19 protein-coding genes are annotated in these 23,092 nt (G+C 55.0%); 3 read left to right on the top strand and 16 right to left on the bottom strand.

The window, feature by feature from the left end:
* Positions 1–7 precede the first annotated feature (7 nt).
* The 7 genes from BLR44_RS23575 to BLR44_RS23545 all read right to left on the bottom strand — a co-directional run bounded on the left by BLR44_RS23575 (position 8) and on the right by BLR44_RS23545 (position 8,219).
* Positions 8–1,624, bottom strand: coding sequence for a sensor histidine kinase (locus BLR44_RS23575; protein WP_089686808.1), 1,617 nt, complete (start codon positions 1,622–1,624; stop codon positions 8–10).
* 38 nt (positions 1,625–1,662) lie between these two features.
* On the bottom strand, positions 1,663–2,055 hold the full coding sequence (locus BLR44_RS23570) for a response regulator (protein WP_089686806.1): 393 nt from the start codon (positions 2,053–2,055) through the stop codon (positions 1,663–1,665).
* Between the two features lie 23 nt (positions 2,056–2,078).
* Positions 2,079–5,402 carry a chemotaxis protein CheB gene (locus BLR44_RS23565; protein ID WP_089686804.1) on the bottom strand — a complete coding sequence of 1,108 codons (3,324 nt, stop codon included), beginning with the start codon at positions 5,400–5,402 and terminating at the stop codon, positions 2,079–2,081.
* The gene (locus tag BLR44_RS23560) at positions 5,365–5,976 is read right to left on the bottom strand and encodes a response regulator (protein ID WP_089686802.1); all 612 of its coding nucleotides are present in this window, start codon (positions 5,974–5,976) and stop codon (positions 5,365–5,367) included. Before BLR44_RS23560 ends, BLR44_RS23565 begins: the two co-directional genes overlap by 38 nt.
* On the bottom strand, positions 5,973–6,425 hold the full coding sequence (locus BLR44_RS23555; RefSeq protein WP_089686800.1) for a response regulator: 453 nt from the start codon (positions 6,423–6,425) through the stop codon (positions 5,973–5,975). The genes BLR44_RS23560 and BLR44_RS23555 overlap by 4 nt, the downstream gene beginning before the upstream one ends.
* The gene (locus BLR44_RS23550) at positions 6,422–7,447 is read right to left on the bottom strand and encodes a sensor histidine kinase (protein ID WP_218127164.1); all 1,026 of its coding nucleotides are present in this window, start codon (positions 7,445–7,447) and stop codon (positions 6,422–6,424) included. Before BLR44_RS23550 ends, BLR44_RS23555 begins: the two co-directional genes overlap by 4 nt.
* A gap of 361 nt (positions 7,448–7,808) precedes the next feature.
* Positions 7,809–8,219 (bottom strand): response regulator, encoded by a 411-nt coding sequence (locus BLR44_RS23545; RefSeq protein WP_089686796.1) that lies wholly within the window; start codon positions 8,217–8,219, stop codon positions 7,809–7,811.
* Positions 8,220–9,015: 796 nt separating this feature from the next.
* On the opposite strand from BLR44_RS23545, the gene BLR44_RS23540 reads away from it, so the two are divergent.
* Complete coding sequence (locus tag BLR44_RS23540) at positions 9,016–10,674, top strand: DEAD/DEAH box helicase (RefSeq protein WP_089686794.1); 1,659 nt, start codon at positions 9,016–9,018, stop codon at positions 10,672–10,674.
* 124 nt (positions 10,675–10,798) lie between these two features.
* On the opposite strand, the gene BLR44_RS23535 is transcribed toward BLR44_RS23540, so the two are convergent.
* On the bottom strand, positions 10,799–12,688 hold the full coding sequence (locus BLR44_RS23535) for a DNA topoisomerase IV subunit B (RefSeq protein WP_089686792.1): 1,890 nt from the start codon (positions 12,686–12,688) through the stop codon (positions 10,799–10,801).
* A gap of 313 nt (positions 12,689–13,001) precedes the next feature.
* Here BLR44_RS23535 and BLR44_RS23530 point away from each other — a divergent pair, with 313 nt between their 5' ends.
* Positions 13,002–13,418 carry a hypothetical protein gene (locus BLR44_RS23530; RefSeq protein ID WP_143017433.1) on the top strand — a complete coding sequence of 139 codons (417 nt, stop codon included), beginning with the start codon at positions 13,002–13,004 and terminating at the stop codon, positions 13,416–13,418.
* A gap of 14 nt (positions 13,419–13,432) precedes the next feature.
* Positions 13,433–13,729 carry a hypothetical protein gene (locus tag BLR44_RS23525; RefSeq protein ID WP_143017432.1) on the top strand — a complete coding sequence of 99 codons (297 nt, stop codon included), beginning with the start codon at positions 13,433–13,435 and terminating at the stop codon, positions 13,727–13,729.
* Here the strand turns inward: BLR44_RS23525 and BLR44_RS23520 are convergent.
* The 8 genes from BLR44_RS23520 to BLR44_RS23485 all read right to left on the bottom strand — a co-directional run bounded on the left by BLR44_RS23520 (position 13,710) and on the right by BLR44_RS23485 (position 22,976).
* Complete coding sequence (locus tag BLR44_RS23520) at positions 13,710–14,210, bottom strand: hypothetical protein (RefSeq protein ID WP_143017431.1); 501 nt, start codon at positions 14,208–14,210, stop codon at positions 13,710–13,712. The genes BLR44_RS23525 and BLR44_RS23520 overlap by 20 nt on opposite strands.
* Before the next feature lie 127 nt (positions 14,211–14,337).
* Positions 14,338–15,378 carry an ABC transporter ATP-binding protein gene (locus tag BLR44_RS23515; RefSeq protein ID WP_176956182.1) on the bottom strand — a complete coding sequence of 347 codons (1,041 nt, stop codon included), beginning with the start codon at positions 15,376–15,378 and terminating at the stop codon, positions 14,338–14,340.
* A gap of 60 nt (positions 15,379–15,438) precedes the next feature.
* Positions 15,439–16,167: a DUF72 domain-containing protein gene (locus BLR44_RS23510; RefSeq protein ID WP_089686780.1), complete on the bottom strand. Its 729-nt coding sequence runs from the start codon at positions 16,165–16,167 to the stop codon at positions 15,439–15,441.
* Positions 16,168–16,241: 74 nt separating this feature from the next.
* Entirely contained in the window at positions 16,242–17,108 is an 867-nt protein-coding gene (locus BLR44_RS23505; RefSeq protein ID WP_089686778.1) for a sigma-70 family RNA polymerase sigma factor, read from the bottom strand.
* A gap of 398 nt (positions 17,109–17,506) precedes the next feature.
* The gene (locus BLR44_RS23500; RefSeq protein ID WP_089686776.1) at positions 17,507–19,084 is read right to left on the bottom strand and encodes a PorP/SprF family type IX secretion system membrane protein; all 1,578 of its coding nucleotides are present in this window, start codon (positions 19,082–19,084) and stop codon (positions 17,507–17,509) included.
* Complete coding sequence (locus BLR44_RS23495) at positions 19,084–21,567, bottom strand: FG-GAP-like repeat-containing protein (protein WP_089686774.1); 2,484 nt, start codon at positions 21,565–21,567, stop codon at positions 19,084–19,086. Before BLR44_RS23495 ends, BLR44_RS23500 begins: the two co-directional genes overlap by 1 nt.
* Positions 21,568–21,576: 9 nt before the next feature.
* Entirely contained in the window at positions 21,577–22,413 is an 837-nt protein-coding gene (locus BLR44_RS23490) for an energy transducer TonB (RefSeq protein WP_089686772.1), read from the bottom strand.
* Entirely contained in the window at positions 22,410–22,976 is a 567-nt protein-coding gene (locus tag BLR44_RS23485) for an RNA polymerase sigma factor (protein WP_245706153.1), read from the bottom strand. Before BLR44_RS23485 ends, BLR44_RS23490 begins: the two co-directional genes overlap by 4 nt.
* Positions 22,977–23,092 lie beyond the last annotated feature (116 nt).

The following is a 23,092-nucleotide window of genomic DNA, read 5'->3' as shown; positions in this document are numbered from 1 at the left end:
GGAGGCGCTAGGCTTCTGCGGCACCCAGGGTTACGTAAAACGTAGCCCCCTCTCCCACTTTGCCCTCGGCCCAGATTTTCCCGTGGTGTTTCTCCACGATCTTCTGTGCGATGGCCAGCCCCACGCCGGTGCCCTTGAATTCCTTGTCGGAATGGAGGCGGTGAAACACTCCGAACAGTTCGTTGTAGTGGCGCATGTCGAACCCGGCCCCGTTGTCACGGACAAAGTAAACCACCTGCTTGTCCTGCACACGGTGGCCCACGTGCACTTCGGGCTGCGGTTTTTTGGAAGAGTACTTGAGGGCGTTCGACAGGAGGTTCTGCCACAAAAAGCTCAACAGAATCGGATCGCCTTTGACGGCCGGCACCGCCTCTACCTGCACCTTCGCCTGATGCGGCTGGGCCGCCGACAAGTCTTTCAGAACCGTGTCGATCAGTTCGTTCAAATCTACGCGGGTCACCTTCATCTCCGAGCGCCCCACGCGTGCGTACCAGAGTAAGTCATCGATCAGGGCGTTCATTTTGTCGGAGTTGCGCTGGATGATGCCCAGTAAATCGCCGCCCTCAGAGCCCAGCTCCTGTGCATGGTCTTCGCGCAGTAATTTGACGTAGCCGTTGATGGCACGCAGCGGCGTACGCAGGTCGTGGCTCACCGAATAGGTAAATGCCTCCAGCTCGCGGTTGGTGCGCTCCAGGTCGCCGGTACGCTGGCGCAACGCGGTGTTGGCGTGCATCAACGACATCTCGGCCACGACGCGCCCTTCGTCGGATTTATTCAGCGAGCGGATGATGCCCAGGCTCACAATGACCAGGAGTACGATCACACACAAGGTATATACCGCGATGCCGAAATCACTTCCGTAGGCGTTTTGCCACTGGCCCAGCAGCAACGTGCCCCCCAGAAAAACCGGCACCAGCACCACCACCGGTATCAGCTTGCGCGCCACGATGCCACCGGCCCAGGGGCTGGTAATTTCGGCCACCATGCCCCGCGTCGGATGGGTAAACAGAATGCTCAGCGACAGGAGGATGAAGCTAAATGCCGTGTGTAGGGCCATGGGCAGATTCACCAGCAGGTCGAAAAAGATATCGACGACATATACGTAACCGATGAGGGCCAACAGGGCCGTAAACAGCGTGAGCAACGCGGCACCTTCGGCCACATGGAAACGCCAGCGATGCACCGAGGTGTAAAAAAAGAGCGCCGTTCCGGACAACAGAAAACAGAACGCCGTGTTGACGGCCATGCGGTTTGAGATGCCCAAATCGCGGTCTTCGGTCAGTTTTTCGGCAAACAGCACGGTATCGATCCCGTACTCCATCTTCAACGTGTAGTCAATCAGTCGCAACAGGGCGATGACCACCACCGCCACGGCAAAGAGTTGACTGGGCAACCGGCTCTTTTTCCAGAAGACGTTGTCCAGCGACCAGCTGAGGGCGCAGAACAAGAACAATGTGGCCGTCAGAGGATTCATGGCCACCACACCCGGAATCACCCGCTTCAGCACTTCCAGATCGAACGTCCAGCCGATCAGCACCAACACGGCCACCACCGCCACGCCCGCTACGCCGTAGTAACTACTGGTTTTTAAAAGCCGGGCACTGCCCGTGAGCGTAGTGTTCATGCGCGTGGTGGTGGTGATGGGTGCGTAACAGCGTGACGCTACTGCGATTCCAGCAGCGTCAACAGATGGTTGATCTTCTCTTCGTTCAGCGACTTTTCCATGTAAGCGATCACATCCGGGTACTGAGCGGCCAGTGCCTTGTCTTCGTCCCGAATGGAGGTGGTATACATGGAAATTTTGGAGTACCCCGTGAAACCGTTTCGCGTCCAATATTCGAGAAACTCGAAGCCGTTCATCAACGGCATGTTGATGTCGAGCAGAATCAGGTCCGGAAAAGGCTCCTGCGCGCTTTCCAGCCGATCTACAGCTTCCTTGCCATTCAGAACGGTACTCACCCGATCGGCGGCGGCCGCGCTATTGAGGGTAATTTGGGTGAGCATGTTGCTCACTTCATCGTCATCGATGATCAGAATATGCCTTAATTTATGCATGCAAACCTCCTGGTTCAACACCTTTACTCGCTGGCGGCGGCTGCCGACGCCGATTTGACAGAATTTCCTTTTTTCAGATAAATGCGAAACGTCGTGCCCTTTTGCAACTGGCTGTCGACCTCAATACGCCCCCCGTACTTCTCGACGATCGATTTGATGATGTGCAGCCCAATGCCCTTGCCCGGCGTATCGAGGTGGAATCGCTGAAACAAGCCAAACAGTTTGTTCCCGTACGATTGCAGATCAATCCCCCGGCCGTTGTCGACAACAGACAGGCAAACCGTATCGCCCTCGATCGCGGTCCGAATGAGAATGTGCAACGTCCGGTTGGGCTGGCGGTACTTGATGGCGTTGGTGATCGTATTCTGCAAAATGCTGCGCAGGTGCACCTCCGGGAAGTACAAAGTTTCGCACGCACTGAAGTCGGTCTCGATCTGCGCCTGGCTCTGCGTCACCTGGTCCTGAATCAGGTCGATCACGTCGTTCAGCACCTTCTGCACCACAAGTTTTTCCGGGGGCAGGTCCAGGTTCTTTTTCAGGGTAATGACCTCGTTGAGCGTGCGGATGGTGGTATTCATGCGCATCACCGAACTTTCCAGTTTCTTGAACAGATCGGCCGAGTTTTCCTGAATACCGTCCTGGGCTTTGATCAGGTTAATCAATCCCATCAGGTTACTGATGGGGGCTTTCAGGTCGTGTGACGCGACGTAAGCAAACTGCTCCAGGTCGTGGTTGCTGCGTTCCAGTTCCTGCGCCTTGTGCAACAGATCGCGTTCGGTTTTCTTCTGCCGGGTCAGTTCGATGAACGTAAATACCACGCCGCGCACCTCCTTCTTGGACGTTTTGTAGGGCATGGCCCGCATCTGGTACACGTCGCCCTGCGTCGTGGTGACTTCCTGCTCGACCGAATGGAAATTATCGATGACCTGTTCGGCTACCTGAATCAGGTTCAGTTGCTGAAACAAGTGGGTAAAGTCGCCGACATACCGCCCTTCGTCGCTGGGAGTCACTTTGATCAGCGGCCGGATTTCGTCCGTAAACCGCCTGATGTTGTAGTTCAGGTCCAGGAACAGGGTCGGGATGTGGGTACTCTGAATAAAGTTGTTGAGGTCATCGTTCAGATCCGTCATCTCAAGGAGCTTCTCCTGGTACTCGTTGTTGACGGTATACAGCTCTTCGTTGACCGATTGCAGCTCTTCGTTGCTGCTCTGCAACTCCTCGTTGGCGGCCATCAGTTCCTCGTTGGTCGCCTGCAACTCTTCGTTCGAGGTTTCGAGCTCTTCGTTGGCGGCCTGCAAAAACTCCTTGGTTTCCTTTAGGTCTTCTTCCAACCGCAGGATGTGCGCCGTCTGTTCCAGGTTGAACTGCGTGTTGTTCACCACCTCGTCGGAACGCTCCATCAGGGGCGCTTCAATAAAGCTCAGAATGCTGTAGCGTGTGCGCGACAGCGGTTCGGTGTACGATTTCCCGACCACGCTCACCAGGGTTTTCTGCCCCGCTTCCACCTCGTATTCCAACAGTGGCGACGTGATTTTGCCCTTGTTGATGCGGGTTTTGGAAATCACGTTACTTACCGCCACGTACAACTGTTCGTCGACCATCTTGAGGATGTTGAGCGACAGTTGCTTTTTGGGCAATTTGATAAAGCGCTCGGCCTCGCCGGCCAGGTGAACTACGTTGTTCTGCTCGTCGATGATGGCCGTGGGCGACACCATGTCTTCGAGCAGCATGTCCTTGAAATTGTCGAGAATGCGGGGTTCGGCAAACGAGGTCAGCGCGTGCGAAGGCTTGGCCACCGCGGGGTGTATACGCCGGTGCTCGAACGGCCGCAGCTTGGGCAGGTTGATCGTTTGGGCCGACGACGTGTTTTGATAGAGCTTGTGCTTGCCGCTCACTTCGTCGAATACCCGGTTGTAGTTGCCCAGGTTTTCGCTGGGTCCCAGAAACAGGAAGCCCTTTTCGACCAGAGCAAAGTGAATGAACGACAGGATTTTCTCCTGCGCGTCGGGTTCGATGTAGATCAGCATGTTGCGGCAGCTGATCAGGTGAATGGAATTGAACGGCGGATCTTTCGTCAGGTCATGTTTGGCGAAGATGATCCGCTCGCGTAATTCTTTGTTCACCTGAAAGTGGTGCTCCTGTTTCTGAAAATAGCGCACCAGCAACGCCGCCGGAATTTCGCTTTCGATCGATTCAGGATACTCGCCTTTGCTGGCTACGTCGAGGGCGCGTTGGTCCACATCGGTCGCAAAGATTTTCAACGGCACCTTTTTGCCGTACTTGCGAATGGCCTCCAGCAGCAGCATCGTGACCGAATAGGCTTCCTGCCCGGTAGAGCACCCTGCAATCCAGAAACGCAATTCCCGCGCGCCCTCGTGGTCGCGTACCAACGGCTCGATTACCTTCTCGTTGAGCACTTCGTAGGCATTCGCGTCCCGGAAAAAGCTCGTGACGTTGATCAGCATGTCGGCCGACAGCAGATCGATTTCGTACGGATCGTTGCGCAGGTACTGGATGTAACTCTCCCGCGAGCGGATGTTCTGCAGGTTCATGCGCCGCTCGACACGCCGCACAATGGTCGTTTTTTTGTACTGGTGAAAATCCATCCCCGTTCGCTGCAGAATCAGACTCAGGATCGTGTGGATCTCGTCTTCTTCGCTGTGCGGGGCAAGGTCCGGCAACTCTACGGCCGACTTGCGGATGTAGTTGATGATGGTGTCGGCCATCCGCGACGGGTGGAGAATAAAATCGACCAGCCCGGTGGCGATGGCACTGCGGGGCATCCCGTCGAAGGCGGCCGAGACCGGATCTTGCGCGATGACCATGCCACCGTGCTGTTTCAACGCTTCAAACCCCAGCGTTGCATCGCTGCCCGTTCCCGACAACACCACCCCGATGGCCCGCCCGCCCTGGTCTTCGGCCAAGGATTTCATGAAGAGGTTGATCGGCAGGTTCAACGACTTGGTATCGTTCCGCCTTTCCAGTTGAAACACCCCGTCTTTGATGGTAATGTTGTGGTCGGCCGGAATGGCATAGATGACGTTGGCTTGCAGCTGATCTCCGTCGCTGATCTTATGAATGGGCAGTACGGTGTGTTTGGACAACAGTTCCGGCATCATGGATTTGTAGTCGGGAGACAGGTGCTGAATCAGCACAAAGCAAAGCCCCGAGTCGGCCGGTACTTTTTCGAAGAAAGCGTTGATCGCCTCCAGTCCGCCTGCCGAGGCGCCGATGGCAACGGTATAAAGCTCATCCTGCCGGGGGGCGTTGTCTACCTCCGCAGGCAAAGGCGTGTCCTGAATAGTGTTTTTATGATTGGCCTGTTGGGTCATTCGGTTGGTCGTCATCCGACAAGTACTTTTTCAACGAACGCAGATCCTGCTCCGCTTCGTTGCGGTCGCCGGTATCCTGTTCAGGTGGGACTTTGTCTAAAAAGCGCTCTAGTCGGTCCAGGGCGTCTAAATTAGCACGAATGCGATCGTGCGCACGTTCGCTGGTTTTTTTGATGCGCTTGTGCAGCCAGTTTCCCTCTTTCGAGAAAACCTGATTGATTAGCAGCGGGAGTTTGCGCAGGTTCGATTTAAGCACAAATCCGGAAGCACCGTCCAGAATGGTTTCCGCGGCGATCTCCTCTCCTACGGCTCCGCTCACAAATATAAACGGTATTTCGGGTGCTTCTGCCTGCGCAATACGAAGGGCGTAAAATCCCGAGAAAGCGGGCAAAAGGTAGTCGGACAAAATCAGATCGGGCTGGAAATCCTGCAAGGCGAACCGAAACTCTTTTTCGTCTTCTACCAGGACCAGGTTCAGAATGTAGCCGGCCTTTTCCAGCTCTCGCTGAATGAGTTCGGCATCGTCTTCGCTGTCTTCCAACAACAGGATTTTGAGGGTTCGGTACGACTCGGTGACGCTTATCTTCATAGGTTGCTGGTATCGTTCGCTACGTTAACGCCCAGCCAGTAAATGCCCAACTGCCCGATCACGTCCGAAAACTTGGTATAATCTACGGGTTTTACGATGTAGCTATTGGCTCCGCTCTGGTAGGCGCGCTCCACGTCGACCGTCTGGTTGGAAGACGTCAGCACGATTACCGGCACGTGTTTGCGACGGGCGTCGGCTTTGATGCGCTCCAGAATTTCCAGCCCGCCTACTTTGGGTAGTTTCAGGTCCAGCAAGATTACCTTGGGCAAGGGCGGCGGACTGGAGGCATACTTGCCTTCGCCCAGCAGGTAATCCAGGGCTTCCTGCCCGTCGTCAATCCACTTGACTCCTTGTTTCAGGCCGTGCTTTCGAAACGAACGCAGGGCCAGGTCGGCATCTTCATCACTGTCTTCGATGAATAAAACAGTAGCTCCTTGAGTTTGTGTCATGATGGTGATGTTTGTGTTGGCAACGTAAAGAAGAAGGTGGCGCCTTCTTCCAGGGTGCTTTCGCCCCAGATCCGTCCCCCGTGTTTTGCCAGAATAGACGCCGCCACGGTGAGGCCTATGCCCATTCCTTCAAAGTCCCGCTCTTTGTGCAAACGTTTGAAAGGCTGAAAGAGTTGGTCTGCATAGCGGTCGTCGTACCCCACTCCGTTATCCTGCACGAAGTAACGAACTTCCGCCCCGGTTGCCTCCCCCCCGATGTGTACCGCGGTGGTTTCGCGGGGAGAGCTGAACTTCAGGGCGTTGGAAAGGAGTTGCGTCGCCACTCCTTTCATCAGTTCCCGATCGCCAAAGGCCGGCGGCAGCGTATCGATCTGTGCGTCGATCTGTCGCTGTTCCGGCTCCTTCTGCCGCAGTTCGTCCAGTACGTTGGTGAAGAGTTGCGTCATGTCGAGCGTTTCGCAGGTCAGGGCTTTTCGGTCCAGTCGTGACATTTCCAGAATGACGTCGAGGCGCTGGCCGAGCCGGTGCGCATTCTTCATCAGAATTTTCAGCACCCGTACGCCTTCTTCGTCCAGTTGTTCCTGAAACTCTTCCTCCAGAATCTGACTGTAGCTCATGATGGCGCGCAACGGAGCTTTCAGGTCGTGCGACACGGCGTAGCGCAGCGATTCCAACTGCTTTTCTACTTGCTCAATTTCGCGCAACAGGTGGTCTGACGACGGTCCCTCTGGCGTGGGGCTCTGCAGGGTACACAGGTAGCCCTGGTGGGCACGCTGGTCATCAAACAGAGGGCTGACCGTTAATTGCAACGGGGCTGCGTCCTGCCTGCGTGCCGTGTAGGTCGCTTCTCCCTGCACCAGCGTTTCCGACAACAGCCGCGCAGGCGTTCCCTGCTGGCGATCCTGTTCCTCGAAAAGTGCCGCGAAAGGGTGCCCGACCATCAGGCCGGAGGCTCCCGTCTGAAAGACGTCCGGCGATGTAGCCGCCAGTAGAGTTCCCTGCCGATCGAGCAGCAAACTCATGGAAGATACCGCTCCCTCAATTTTTAGCGAGTGGGTCGTCTGTCGGGAGGTTTGCTTAGCCATTGTTGGTCTGGTCCTTAGGTTCAACAGGCTGCCACAACACGTCGTTTCCGTTGTGTTTCTTACCCATACTGCCCTCGGCGCGTTGAGGCGAGATTTTTAGACAACGCCATGGCAAAAAAACATGCGCATGAGTGGCCGTGGGTGGGCCATGTTTGGTCCCCACGAATGTAATCATTATTCAAGTGTTAACGATAAAAAGAATGCAACAACCGACGGAGGGGTGTAAAGACTACATAAGAAAAAGGTGCAGCCATGGCTGACCGCACGCCTTCTCCTCATACCGAGGTGCTCAACTCAGTTAGCTGCGATACGTTTCTTTCAACTGCAACACCCGCAGGATGTTATCGATTTTATCTTTGGACAGCGGCTTTTCGATGTACGCGATTACGTCCTCGTACTGAAAGGCCTGTTCTTTATCTTCATGACGGATCGAGGTAGTATACATGCTGATTTTTGCGGAACCCGTCAGGTTATTTTGCTGCCAGTATTCTAAAAATTCCATCCCGTTCATCAGGGGCATGTTGATGTCCAACAAAATCAGTTGTGGAAAATTGCCGCGCTGGGTTTTCAGGTAGTCAATGGCAGCAACGCCATTCAGCACCGTGTGCACCTCTTGAGTGACGTGATGAGCATTCAGGGTTAAGGTAGTAATCATGTTACTCACTTCATCGTCGTCGACAATCAGGATCGATTTTAATGGCTTCTCCATAGGTGTATAAGGTTGCTTGAAAACTATTCAGAATCGCATCGTGCGAAGGGTTGAGGCGCCCACGCCATAAAGCTCGTGGCGTCTCGGTGGAGTGGTTTTGCGTTACGTTTAAACCATACGTTGAGGATTTCTCTCTATGTTAGAAATGTACCCGATAAAAATGTTTTTACGTCTGCTAAAAGAGATGGTTTACCCCACCAGAATGTAAGAAAATAGGCCAATCTGTTAACTTATGTGCTTCACCATCATAGCAAAGGAGCTTTTTTCGGTGCATGCAGACAACGTCCTGCGGCCACTCGCTTGCGTTCGTTTGAGAGCATCAGGCGCTTTTGACCAGCGACAGCGCTTATTTTTCATGCACTATCTCTGTCGGTTAACGCGGTGCAACTCCCTTAAGTCATGTCCACGACTTACCGGTTTTTATAGCCCAATGGCAAAACCTAATCGCTTAACCGGTCATAATCAACGATGTAATATTCTCCCGAAGAAACAGATACCACGGCGTAGCGTACCGAAGGTGAGCCGGCGAAAGCGACGTATTGCGGTGACTCAGGCATCAGAATCTGCCTAAACTTTCGTTCTGCAAGTCGATAAGCGTTTACGCTACAAAATCAAGTTGTTTATTACAACTTGATTGCATATATTTGCGGCCGAATTCAGAGAACCCTCTTTAAGAAGGTGGACCCGTCCACCCGATTGGCCTTCCGGTTCGTTTTCGTAGCGAACAGAATTTTCCTCTCGCGCTCAGGCGCTTCGTAGTGTGGGTTCAGCGGATTCTTTTGGTTGAACCCAATACATGCAAGAAACTTTGTTGTTCTCGGAGCTGCCGCTCTCTCCGGAGGTGTTGCAGGCAGTGACCGACATGGGCTTTGAACAGCCTACGCCTATCCAGGCCCAATCCATTCCTGTGTTGCTCGAAGGTCGCGATTTCACCGGCCAGGCCCAGACGGGTACCGGTAAAACCGCTTCGTTTGGCATTCCGGCCATCGAACGCGTTGATACCAACGACCGCTCGGTGCAGGTTATCATCCTGTGCCCGACCCGCGAACTGGCCCAGCAGGTGACAGAAGAAATGCGCAAGCTTTCCAAACACAAGGCCGGACTGAACCTTACGACGCTTTACGGAGGTGCTTCGTACGATCCGCAGATTCGGGATCTGAAACGTGGTGTACAAATTGTCGTCGGTACGCCCGGTCGGGTGATCGACCACCTGAACCGCGGCACGCTGAAGCTTGACAACGTGCGTTACCTCGTGCTGGATGAAGCCGACGAGATGCTTAACATGGGCTTCCGTGACGACATGGAAGAGATCATCCAGCATACGTCCGAAGCACGGCAGACGGTCTTCTTCTCGGCAACAATGCCTCCCGAAATTCTGGACCTGACCCGCCGTTACCAGCACGACCCCGTGATGGTCCGCATCACACGCAAAGAACTGACGACCGACACGATCGAGCAGAAGTTTTTTGAAGTGCGCGGTGGTGCCAAACTGGAAGCGTTTTCGCGCTTGACGCATTATTATAACATTCAGCTTTCGCTCGTATTCTGTAATACCAAGGCGCAGGTAGACGAACTGGTAACGCAATTGCAGGCGAAAGGCTTTGACGCCGAGGCACTGCACGGCGACCTGAAACAGGCGCAACGCAACCACGTGATGGGGCGCTTCCGCAAAGGGATCGTCAACATCCTGGTGGCTACCGACGTAGCGGCCCGCGGCATTGATGTAGACGATATTGAGGCGGTGTTCAACTACGATGTGCCGCTCGACGAAGAGGCGTACGTCCACCGCATCGGACGGACCGGGCGCGCGGGTAAAACCGGGCTGGCCATTACGTTTGTGACCGGACGCGACTTTGGCCGTTTGAAGGGCATTATGCGTTACACCAAAGCCAACATTGAGCGGGGCGAATTGCCTTCGATCGAGGAACTGGTGGCGGTTAAAAAGCAACGTTTTGCCGAAACGCTGAAACAGACGATCGACGCCAACCCGCCTACCGATGAGTTCGACGACCTGATCGACGACCTGGCAGAGGCCGGCTACCCCGCGCGCGATGTAATTGCGGCCCTGATCAACATGAACATGGGCAACATTGCGGATAGCTTCGAGAACGTTCGCTTCGAAGATGCGCCGCGCGAACGCGGTGCTTCTTCGCGCCAGCAACGCAACGAGCGCACAAGTGGCCGTCGGAATCGTCCGGCGCGGGCTCAATCTGACGACGCGCACATGACACGCCTGTTCTTCAACGTAGGGCGCCGCGCAAACGTACGTCCGCAGGACATCGTGGGCGCAATCGCCGGTGAGACGCATCTGCGTGGGAATCAGATCGGTGCCATCGACATTTACGATTCGTTTACCTTCGTAGACGTGCCGAACGACCACGCCTCGTCGGTGATCGAGACCATGTCGCGCAGCCAGATTCGGGGTATGCGGATAAATGTTGAAGTGGCCCGATAATAAAAGCTTAATCGACCCGTTTCCTTTATAGTTTAAGGTTTAAGTGGTTTAGTAAGAAAAAGCCCGTCTGGAATTCCAGACGGGCTTTTTCTTTATCTAATTTCAATACTTTAGTAACAACGCACTAGACCGCTTCGGGTAACGGTTCCTCTCGTACCAGATCCTGCTCTACCCGCAGGTTTTCGATGATGAACTGCTGACGATCCGACGAGTTTTTTCCCATGTAGTAGGCCAGCAACTTGGTGATGTGGGTCTCCTTGTTGAGAATGACCGGTTCCAGGCGCATGTCCTCTCCGATGAACATCTTAAACTCATCCGGAGAAATTTCGCCAAGTCCCTTAAAGCGTGTGATTTCCGGGCGGTTGCCCAGCTTGTGAATGGCCGCCAGCTTTTCTTCTTCCGAATAGCAGTAATGCGTCTCTTTCTTGTTCCGTACGCGGAACAAAGGTGTCTCCAGAATGTACAAATGTCCGTTCCGGACCAAATCCGGAAAAAACTGCAGGAAGAACGTCATCAGCAACAGACGAATGTGCATACCATCGACGTCGGCATCCGTCGCAATCACAATCCGGTTGTAACGCAGCCCTTCCAGGCCATCTTCAATGTTGAGCGCATGCTGCAACAAGTTAAACTCTTCGTTTTCGTACACAACCTTTTTGGTCAGACCAAAGCAATTCAACGGCTTTCCACGAAGTGAAAAGACGGCTTGCGACTGCACATCGCGCGATTTCGTGATTGAACCCGATGCCGAGTCTCCCTCGGTGATGAACAGCGTGGCGTTGTGCCGCAGATCGTTCTTTTCGTCGGTGTAGTGAACGCGACAGTCGCGCAACTTCCGGTTGTGCAGGTTGGCCTTCTTAGCGCGCTCGTTTGCTAGTTTTTTGATCCCGGCAATCTCTTTGCGCTCCCGCTCCGACTGCTTGATGCGTGCTTCGAGGGCATCGGCCGTTTCCTTGTTTTTGTGCAAGAAATCGTCCAGCTCCTTCTTTAGAAAATCGCCCACGAAGCGGTTCATCGTAGGGCCCTTCGGTCCTACACTCTGCGAACCCAGCTTGGTTTTGGTCTGCGACTCAAACACAGGTTCCTGCACGCGCACCGCAATGGCCGCTACAATGGCCGAGCGAATGTCGGCCGCATCGTACGATTTGCTTTTGGTCGTATTGAAGAAGTCGCGCACCGTTTCTACCACCGCCGACCGGAAAGCCTGCAGATGCGTTCCGCCCTGCGTGGTATATTGTCCGTTGACAAACGAGTAGTATTCTTCGCCGTACTGGTTGCCGTGCGTCAAAGCCAGCTCAATATCATTCCCTTTGAGGTGAATGATCGGGTACCGAATTTCTTCCTCGTCTACTTTCCGTTTCAGGAGGTCGAGAAGTCCATCTTTTGAGTAGTACTTTTTACCATTAAAATGGATACTCAAACCGGCATTCAAAAACACATAATTCCAGATTTGCTCTTCCAGAAATCCAGGAATAAAATGATAGTTTTTGAAGATGGTCGGATCGGGCCGAAATTGAATCAACGTACCGTTCGGTTCGTTTGAGTCAACGGGCTTAGGGTCGTCTTTGAGAACCCCTTGCTCAAACTCGGCCCACTTTGTTTTTCCGTCGCGTACCGACTGCACTTTGAAGTACGTAGACAGGGCATTGACCGCTTTGGTCCCGACGCCGTTCAGCCCTACCGACTTCTGAAAAGCTCCGCTGTCGTACTTCCCACCGGTGTTGATTTTCGAAACGCAGTCTACCACTTTTCCGAGCGGAATGCCCCGCCCGTAATCGCGTACCTCAACGCTGTGTTCCGACACTTTTATGTCGATCACACGCCCGTGGCCCATCATGTGTTCATCGATGGAGTTGTCGAGAATCTCTTTGACCAAGACGTAGATCCCATCGTCGTAGGCCGTTCCGTCTCCGAGTTTCCCGATGTACATGCCCGGACGCAAGCGGATGTGCTCACGCCAGTCGAGCGACCGAATGCTATCTTCTGTATATTGAACCTGTGTGTTCTCTTCCATAAATTTTTACTAAAAAGGAGCCAAGTTTGAGTGTGAATAAACGCGGCAGCAAGGCCCTGCCCGCATAGTCGGCAGCTTTGCGAAGCTAAGCATTTTGCGCCAATTCCGCCACGATTCCGGGCGCATTCTTTAAGTGCTCACACCGCCTATTTCCGGCTTCAGGCGGCGCTTTTTTAGGTACATATTTTTGTGCTGTGTGGTTCCCCAAAGTACGCATGGAACTACCCTTGTTCGGATTAGGTTCGACCAAGTTACTTCCTTCCGCAAGCAAGTCTTTTTCCTGAATCTGACGCCTCACGCTTATCTTTATGCCATGAAAGCGACGTCTCTCTTCTCTGTTTGTTTCCTGGTACTTTGTGGTTTGCTGTGCCGCTGCACCTCCCCCGCCGGAGAAGACTGGCAGCGGCTGGAACAGGAGGGCTGGAAATCGGACCGGCTGGGTTGTGCCGGGAATCGCCAGAAACTCGAACCCCTTTTCGAGGACCTCCGTACAGAATTAATAGGAATGGCTGAAAGGGAAGTTCGCCAGCGCCTGGGCCCTCCTGATCGACAAGAGCTTGAAGCTCGCAGTCAGAAGTTCTACATCTATTACCTGACTTCGGGTAGCCAATGCGCTGGCCAAACCGGACGAGAAGGCAAGCTGGCCAGAATCCGCTTCAGTGCCTTGAATCAGGTAAGCGAGGTCAGCTACGACCACCTTGCTCCTTCTGCCGATCAGCCGCAGAAGTGAACTTTTTAGAAATCATGAAAACCCGAGAGTACAATCCCAGCCCGCTGGAAGTTACATTTATCAACATCATTCACGACCTACAAGACGAGATTCAGGAGCGCCTGCAAGGCGTTACCGTGGTAGAAGCGACCAAGAAGGATCACCTCGACAACCCGCAATTGGTGTTTACCCTGATGGATCAGGACGGGGATGAGCACGAACTGGTCATGGAGTTCATCCAACGCCCCGATGTGTCGTTAGGCAGCCTTAATGGCAGCCCGGCTCAGCAAGGGGTACCGATGAATTTATCGTTTAATCTGCATCCGCGTTAGCCAAGCTCTGGCGCTTCATGTTCAGGCGCACGGGCAACGCAACCATTACGAGTAGCAAGAGGGCCACTCCTATCCCCAAAAGCCAACCATACGACGTATGTTCTCCGGCAATGTGGTTGTTGCTCTCGATGATGAGTAGGCCTGCCATCACAAAAAAGTTGTAGACCGACGTCAACGCATAAAACCACGCCACAATTACGTTGTCGAGGGCGCGGCGATGCTCGAAACTGCTGCGCCAGTAAGCCCCCTGAGGCACCCAGTACCAGTTTTTGGGAAGCTGGGGCATCACGTACGTAAACGACAGAATCAGAGAATTTCCGATGGCAAACAGGGCAAGTGCTAAGTAAAAATAGGTGTTTCGCCCTACGATCAGATCATTGCTGAGCAGCACTTGATCGGTGATATCTTTATAGGTTCCGAACAGTACGATGATGAATCCCAATACTGAAATAAACCATGCAATTTTTACAACGGCCTTCATGGGCACAAAAATAGGGAATCAGTAGCCTGTGAACTTCACAATTGCTCTGATTCCCTCCTATTAAATATGGACCAGCGCATAAATATACCAAAATCCTTAGGTTGTTTTACATTTTGACCCGATTTATTTAAAAAAAGTCGTCTTTTCGTCTGATTTTTTGACTTATATGCACCTCCGTTAGGCGATGAACAGCCTTCGACTTCAGCGATACCAGAACGTCTTGCCCACTACGCCAAGTGTCGGCCGACACCAAAAGCGTAATTAGCTCTTCCCCCACTACGACCTCAATTTCCTGCTGTCCTCCCAGAAACCTAACTTGTCTGATTTGCGCATTGGCGCGCGGTGCATCGGCCGTGGTGAGTTCAAGCTGTTCGGGTCGCACGCAATACACGCCCGTCGGCTCCGCGTCAATGGAAAAGTGCTGCGTCAACGCCTTTCCTTCGATCAAATTGGCCAAACCAAAGAAGCGTGCCACGTAGGCGGTGCGGGGTTGCGTGTAGATTTCTTGTGGCGCTCCCGTCTGAATGACCTGACCTGCCTGCAAGATTGAAATGCGATCGGCCAGCGACAGCGCGTCTGCAGGATCATGTGTTACGACCAACGTAGTGATCTGCTCCTGATGCAGCATCTCAAACAGTTGGTGACGGAGCTCCCGGTGCAACAGCCGGTCCAGGTTGCTGAAGGGTTCGTCGAGCAACAGAAGTGTGGGCTCGTCGGCCAGTGCGCGCACCAACGCCAGCCGCTGTTGTTCGCCACCGGATAACTCGCGCGGATAGCGGTCGCGTTTCGCCCAGAGGTGAACAAATTGCAGAAGTTCAGTAATGCGCTCTTGCTGATAAGCTTGGGTATAGACCCGCATGCGTGCTTTGAGGTTATCGTAAACCGTCAGGTTGGGGTCGAGTTGATAATCTTGCGCCACCAGACGAATGTCCGCATGCCCCGGCACCAGCTGTTGCGATGGCGCCTTGATCCGTTCTTCTCCCAGCCAGATTTCTCCAGCGTCCGGATCTTCCAATCCGGCAATCAGACGCAGAAGGGTTGTTTTGCCGGAACCACTGGATCCAGTCAGGGCATGAATTTCGCCCGGTTCTAACTGCAATGAAACCTGCTGTACCGCGGCCGAGGTTTGTTCGGGGTAATGACGTGATAAGGACTGAACGCGTAGCAAAGGAAAAACTGGATTTATAGGGTTTACTGGATCATCATTCACTGCCTCGTGTACAGCACTCTACAGCCACAAAAACTCTTTCAGGCGCTGGGCGTTACGAACAGCGTTGCCACCGCCGTCATTGTTGAAATAAGCATAGACATCGCGGCCCTGTCTCTGCCACTCGCGTATCCGTTCGGCCCACCAGTATAAGTCCTGATCGCTGTACGATCCGCCATACAGATGCTGCGTGTCAGGACCGTGCAGCCGCACGTAGACAAACGAAGCCGTCGCACGCAGGATACACGGCAAATGGGCGCCACTCATAATGCAGTAAGCCGCGCCATGCCGCTCCAAGAGGGCAAACACCTCCTCCCGGTGCCAACTAGGGTGACGGAACTCTACCGTTACCCGCCACTCGTCCGGTACACACTGCAGAAACCACGCAAGCCGCTCGTAGTCGTACGCCAGCGTGGGCGGCAACTGCACCAACAGCACCGCATAGCGCAGCCCCAGTGCCCATAGATCGCGCCGCATGCGTGCTACCCACCCTTCAGGCGAATACAGCCGCCGTACATGGGTCAGCAAGCCGGGCGCTTTTACGCTCAGCCGAAAGTTCTCCGGCAGCCGCCGTCGCCAATGATAAAAGCTCGCGCGCCGAGGCCAGTGGTAGTAACTGCTGTTGAGTTCAGCCGTAGCAAACGCCCGCAGGTAGTAATCCAGTCGCTCGCGGGCCGGCAGCCCGTGCGGATACAGCACGCCGTGCCAGTGGTCGTAACTCCAGCCCGAAGTGCCTACGTAAATGGCCATTGGAAAGAGAAATCAGGGCAAAGAAAAACCCGAACCTTGTTGCAAGGTTCGGGTTCTTAAGAAGCGGTAATGCTTTATACCATGTACGGTTGCAACAGTTGCAGACCCGCATCGGAACGCAACTTGCGAAGCGCTTTTTCTTTGATCTGCCGTACACGCTCACGCGTCAGGCCCAGATCTTCGGCGATGTCCTGCAACGACTGGGTGTATTCGTACCCGATGCCGAAGAAACGGCGCAACACTTCACCTTCGCGCTCAGACAACGACGACATCAGGCGCTCCAGATCCACGCGCAGTGATGTATCGTTTTCCAGTTCCGTGTCGGCAGGAGTCGCTTCTGGGTTCTGAATTACGTCCAGCAGAGAGCCATCTTCTCCTTCTGCAAACGGAGCGTCAAGCGACGTCTGACGAATCGACGCGGTGTGCGCGTTCTGAATGTCTTCTACACGAACGCCCAGGAAGTCAGCCAGCTCTTCGGTAGTGGGCTCACGCTCGAACCCTTGTTCCATTTTGGAAACGGCCTGGCTGATTTTGGAAAGTTCACCGACTTTGTTGGCCGGAATCCGGACCAGACGAGAATGGTCGTTCAGCGCCTGCATGATCGACTGACGAATCCACCATACCGCGTACGAAATAAATTTAAACCCTTTTGTTTCATCGAATTTCTGGGCCGCTTTGATAAGCCCCAGATTCCCCTCATTGATCAGATCGTTCAGCGGAATTTTGCTGTGGTGATACTGCTTGGCCACAGAAACCACGAAGCGCAAGTTTGCTTTTACCAGCTTTTCCAGGGCTTGTTGATCGCCCCTGCGGATACGCTGCGCCAGCTCCACCTCCTCGTCAGGTGTCAGCAGTTCCACTTTGGAGATTTCCGTGAAGTACTTCTCCAAGGTAGCACTGTCGCGGTTGGTGATCTGATGCGTGATCTTCAGCTCTCTCATATTAGGATAATCGGGTTTCGGAAAGATTGACTGACATGGCTATTCAGCCCAGCCTTCCCGGTTGGATATTTAAATTAAAGACGTAAAATCTGGATAGTTAAAAACAGATGGCTGCACAGTTATCTATAACAGAAAGTCGAGGTGGTGAGTTCAATTTTGTTCGCATCCGTGCGAAAAAACAGTGATGTAAGTTGTTTAACTTCCACAAATACAATGATATAACGCAAAAAGTTTACGAAACCCTAAAAAATGCACAAGAAACATTTGAGGGCCTCTCAAATTGGGGCTGAAGATAAGAAAAGGATTAACTGAAGGAAAGATTTTTCTGAAAAAATTGAGTAAATACGTATAAATGACACAATAGCCATGTTTTCTTGCCTGATTGTCAAGGCAATACGTTACTCCACGAAACGGAACTCCACCCGCCGATTTCGGGAACGCAGCGCAGAATCTGTGTTCGGAAACTTCGGCGATCGCTCTCCTTCGCCCTCTACGGTCATTCGCTCGGCCGCCACTCCCCGCCGCACGAGGTACTGCTTCACGGACGCGGCGCGGGCTTCTGAAATCTGCTGATTGACCTCCGACGCGCCCAAATTGTCGGTATGACCTACCAGCGTGAGGCGTAACGACGGGTTGTCGTGCATCAATTGGGCCACTGCCTCTAGCGCTGGAGCTTGTTCATCGACCACCTCGGTCTGGTTAAAACCAAAAAGTACGCTCTCGGGCAAATGTCCCGCCTGCAGGAACCCGTGCCGGCGGTGGACATCGGCAGCGACCGCAACCGTATCGCCACGTTCTGACGGAGCGCCGGCCGCCAAAGCGGTACTATCGTTCGGCGCCACACTACGCGGTGGCGTTGAGGTCGGCTCCTGACCGGACGGTTGGGGTTGGGGGGCTCGACGGGCGGTGGTCCGGTTAGCAGACGATTTTGTACGTTTCTTTGCGGAGCGCTTTCTTCGCCGTTTCTTGTTTTTGGGCTCAACGGGTTTGCGGAATGCCAGCAGAAATTCGGCAGCGCCGCGCGAAGGGTTCGGCTGCATGCGTCCGGCCCCAAGCGGCACATCGTATGCGAAGCCAAAAACCAGTTGCGGTTGTACCCACTGGATTGAAAGGATCATGGATTGGCCGGTGGTGTAACGCGCGGCCATGTCCAGCGTCGTAGCGGGCGTGCGTCGGTTGCCGGGTTGCAGCTCATACTGTACCATCGATCCCGCACTCAGCCAGCTTCCGCCCCCCCGGTGGGTCACCAGCACTTCCGGGCGAACGGCCCACTGCTGCTGTCGGTAGATTTCCCAACCGGCCGTCATCACGACCGACATCGGCAGGGGGCTGGATTGCCCGGTAAACGATTCGTTGGGACGGTTCAGGTGGTACACTGCCAGTCCGGCATACGCCTGCTGCCGGTCGTCTTCGTCAAGTCGGTACCAGTAGGCTCCGGTGTGGATGGAGAAAAAATCGGCACTAAAATTTCCCAGGAACTCGCCCGTTGGTGCACCTGGGCTGAAACCACGTTCGGGCAGAAACTGACTGCCGGTGGTGAGGCCATCGGTCGAAAGTCGCTTGGCGCTGTAGTCGACTTGCAAGCCCAAACTCAGCCACTGCATCGGCCCCAGCTGGATCGGGTGTGCTACGTTGAGGTTGAGTTGTTGGAAGCTGTAGAACTCCGTGGTACGGTCGTCGAGCAGCGAGAGGCCGAACCCTGCGACCTGTTGTTTGGTGGCGCGGTTGAACAAGGGATAGCTACCCGACAGCAACGTGGTACGAAAGGCCATTCCACCCGCGTACTGCTGACGGCGAAAGTCGGTGATGGCCGTAGCATACGACGACGTGCCCACCAGGGCGGGATTTACCTGTAAAGGGGTATACTGATAATGAGAAAACTGGGGAGGCTGTGCCTCCCCAGGGCTGGTTGTTCCGAAAAGGAGCACCAGGCTCCCCGCCAGAAAATAAATCGTCTTCCGCAGTGTAGTCCACATCAGCGCGCCAGTCTGATTACGCCGGTACGTTCGCCGTTGAACGTTAGCTCCGACCCATCGCGAAACTGTCCGGAGATGCGCCACAGGTATACGCCGCCAGGCTGTGGTGTGCCGTTTACATCGCCCGCCCAGCCTTCGGAGGGATTGGTCGTTTCAAAAACTTTTACACCGGAACGGTCAAAAATCTGCAACGTAAATGCGTCGATGCCGTCGCCGTATACTTTGAACACTTCATTTCGGCCATCGCCATTCGGGCTAAAGTAATTGGGGATGAACAAACGGGTGGCGGTTACCTGTGGCTCAACGATTACGGTGATGCTGTCGACGAGCGCACACCCGTCGAGTGAGGTCGCCTTGACCACGTAGGTCGTCGTCACATCGGGCGTTGCCACCGGACTATCGCTATTTGGATCGCTCAATCCTTCCGCCGGGCTCCATTGGTACGTACGCGCCTGGGCGGTGCGCAACACGACAGAACCACCTTCCGGCATCCGCACCTCTTCTTCTGACAACAGCTCAATCGTTTCGAACAGGGAAATGGTGACGGTATCGCTCCACACCGTACAGCCTCCTGCCGTGTGCAGTTCAGCCCACACCTGATCGCGTTGCGAAGCGGTATAGTAAAGAGGCGTGTCGGTACCCAGATCGCCCTGCGCCGCCGACCTCCAGCGCACCTGCCCCAAGGCAGTATCTGCGGAAAACGAAAGTACTTCGCCTGGGCAAACCGTCGTGTCTGCCCCAAGGGTTAATTGCATGCTATCGGGGAAAGCCAGTTGTACGGTTAACGAGTAATTTTCCTGGCAGGCGGCATCTGGCGGCCCCACATAATAGAGCGTATCCGATTGCGTCGCGGTATACGTCGTCGTAGCCGATTCCGACAGAAATCCCAGAGCCGTCGAATACCAGGCTCCTCCGGTAGAAGTGGTTAAGGTCAAAGCCGTGCCCTCACAGAGCATAGTATCGGCCCGTGCAATGTCGGTACACACGCGGAACAGCCCCGTGCAAAATCCGCTTCCCCCTTGTCCCTCAGCACACCAGCATTCGCTACCGCGGAAAGCATTATCGACCGCCTGTACTCCCCAGTAATACACCCCGTCGGGCAGGTCGTAGAGGGTAAATGTCGTGCCCTGCCCCTGGCTACCGTGGGCTACGAGTTTGCGCAACCCGCCTTTATGGGCCGTAGCGGACGCAATGTCCATGCCTTCTTCGTATGTGCCGACGTAAACTTCGTAGGTCAGGGCCTCTTGGGCCGTTGTGTCATCAGTGGGGGCTTGCCAGGAAAGTAGTGTGCGGTTCGCAATGGTGACGGAACGCGGGTCGGTCGGCACGTGGGGGCCACGGTTCGGGGAGGCCAGGCTCTGCCAGAAATGTACCGTTGCGGTATCGTTTTGCGAACCGGTTTGTATCAGGTCCAGGTTCCCGTCGTTGGTCAGGTCGGCCACGCCCACAAGCGAAGTGGCCTGCGCCAGGGTATCGTAGTTCACAGCCTGTAGGCCTTCGGTCCGCTGGGCATAGAGACGCCACCCCGGGGTACCGGCCGCCTTCGTACCGGCCAACAACACATCGGTGGACCCATCGTGGTCCAGGTCGGCCAGCAGAGCCGTTTGTCCCACCATAGCCTCCAGTTCGAGGGCCGCCCGCTGGTAGCCGTCCCCCTGATGAAGGTAGAGGAGCGTCTGCGCTTGCCCGGTAGGGTCAGTTCCCGTCAGCAGCAGATCCATGTGACCATCGCTGTTGTAATCGCCGGCGGCCGTCGCTCCCCCCACGCTACTTGCCGGAAGCTGGGTTCCGGCCTGAAAGCGAAAGCTCCCCTGATTGGTATACACCTGCGCCACCGCCGTGCCGTCCGAGGCGCGACCGGTGATCAGCACATCGGTATCGCCATCGTTGTCCGCATCAAACGGCAGCATCGTCTGCTGAAGCCAGGCAGGCAAGCCGGAATTCTGCCGCTCCCAACCATCGGTAGTGTGTCGATAGGCATGCAGGGCCAGCACACCGTCGGCATCCGTGCCGTAGACCAAAAGATCTTTTCGACCGTCGCTATCCCAGTCTGCCCACAGGGTCTGGATCGCGGCCAGACTGTCGATCCAATCCGAAGGCTCAAACGTAGAGTTGCCCCGATTCAGGTAAAGCTGGCTGGCCGGTTCACCCGAGGGTGCTTTTTTCCCGGAAACCAATACGTCGACTTCGTTGTCCTGGTCGGCATCGACCAGCGTTACGGTGACAATCGACTGAAATCCCAGATCGAGCGTGGTATAGGCCGGAGCGCTGGTGTGCACGTTGCTGCCCAGGTACAGCAGACCCTTGCCCGCTGCGTCGCCGTACCAAATGGTTTCCAGTTGGGTATTGCTGTTCAGGTCGGCGAAGACCACGCCCCGGGGCTGCCACCCTTCGGCAGGGGCCGGACGCTCGTGCACCTCGAATTCCTGCGCCAGTACCGCGCTGCTGAGCAGCGCCAGTCCCCATGTTGTATACAGTTTCATAGCGGTCGTTCAGTCGAGTTGAAAGTTAAACGGAATTGTATGACGCGTCAGCATAGGCTTGCCGTTCAGCCGGGCCGGTTGCCAGGCGGGCATCAGCTTCACCAGCCGCACGGCTTCCTGGTCCAGTTCAGGGCTAATGCCTTTCAGGACATGGATCTGCTCGGCTTTGCCCGCGGCATTGATCTTAAATTCGACCAGTACCGACCCGGCGATACCGTCGCGACGCGCGCTTTCCGGATACTGCAACTGTGCCTCGAAAAACTGATACAGCGCGGGATATCCGCCGGTAGGAGCTGCTTCTACAAAAGTGCCTTCGGTGGCGTCCGGTTCGGACGCCGCGGGGAGTGCAGCGGAGGGTTGCGGTTGCGACGACGAAGTTTCGGACGGTACAGCCTGCGATTGCAGCTCCGACTCGGAGCGCGGTGCTTTTACTTGCGGTGTAGGTCGGTTTTCGCGCGGTGGCGGGGCGGTACGGGCAGTTGGTGCTTCCGTCCCCGGAAGCGAGTCGGGCGTGGCGGCAAGGGATGCCTCGGGCATTTCGGACGGCAGTTCCGGTTCATTTGCAGGGGACGTGACCGGCGGCTTTTCTTCGGTTGCGGTCGCGATGCGCGTGGACGCAACGGGCGACGGTGCCTCAGCCTCCAGAATCCACCACAGCCCCCCCGCCAGCAACGCCACCCCGCCCAGGCTGAGCAGACCGCGTATCCAACGCTGTCGCACCAACAGAAGACGTCGCCGACGCAGCAACTCGTCAAAATTGCGAAACGGCTCTATCTCCGCATCGGGCAGGGCCGCGTCGGGCCGGGCATCTTCTTCGAGCATGACTTTATAGCGTTGTGTTTTCATGACAGGCCAAGCATGTACTTCTTCATTTTTTCCAGCAGACGGTAGGTCCGCACTTTGGCGTTGTTTTCGGTGATGCGCAACGTGTAGCCGATGTCGCGAAACGACATCTGTTCGTAAAACCGGAGCTCGATCAACTGCACCTCCTGTTCCGAAAGCTTTTCCAACGTCAGGGCCAGCCGCTCCACCAACCGCTCTTTCTCCTCCCCTTCTTCGTGCAGTTCGCTGACCAGTTCTTCGCCAATCATGACCTGCCGTACCACCCCGACGCGGTTTTGCTTCCGGAAAAACTGAAGCACTTCGTTGGTCGCAATGCGGTACAGCCACGCCGAAAAAGGCACCGCACGGACTTCGTAACGCGGCAGGTGCATCAGGGCCTGTAGAAACACCTGCGACGTCAGGTCGGCGGTCAGTTCCTTGTCGTCAACACGGCGGTATACAAATCGGAAAATGGTCGAATAATACTTTTCGTACAGCGGACGAAACTGGGCCGGATCGCGCCGGGCCGCTTCAATCTGAAGGGCTTCTTCCATCATTTCGTCCGCAGAAATCGAAGCGTGGCTCAACGGGTGGTCGGGTTTCGGTGATTTGCCTGCATAATGCCGCAACGCGAAAAAGATACAGCTTAGCGGATATTTTTTTCAGAATAAAGAGTTTACCGCTCCGTCCGGAAGGTTTCGCC

It is taken from the genome of Catalinimonas alkaloidigena (assembly GCF_900100765.1).
Classification (GTDB): domain Bacteria; phylum Bacteroidota; class Bacteroidia; order Cytophagales; family Flexibacteraceae; genus Mooreia; species Mooreia alkaloidigena.
The sequence above is the reverse complement of the archived record's forward strand: the minus strand, read 5'-3'. Positions and strand labels throughout refer to the sequence as shown.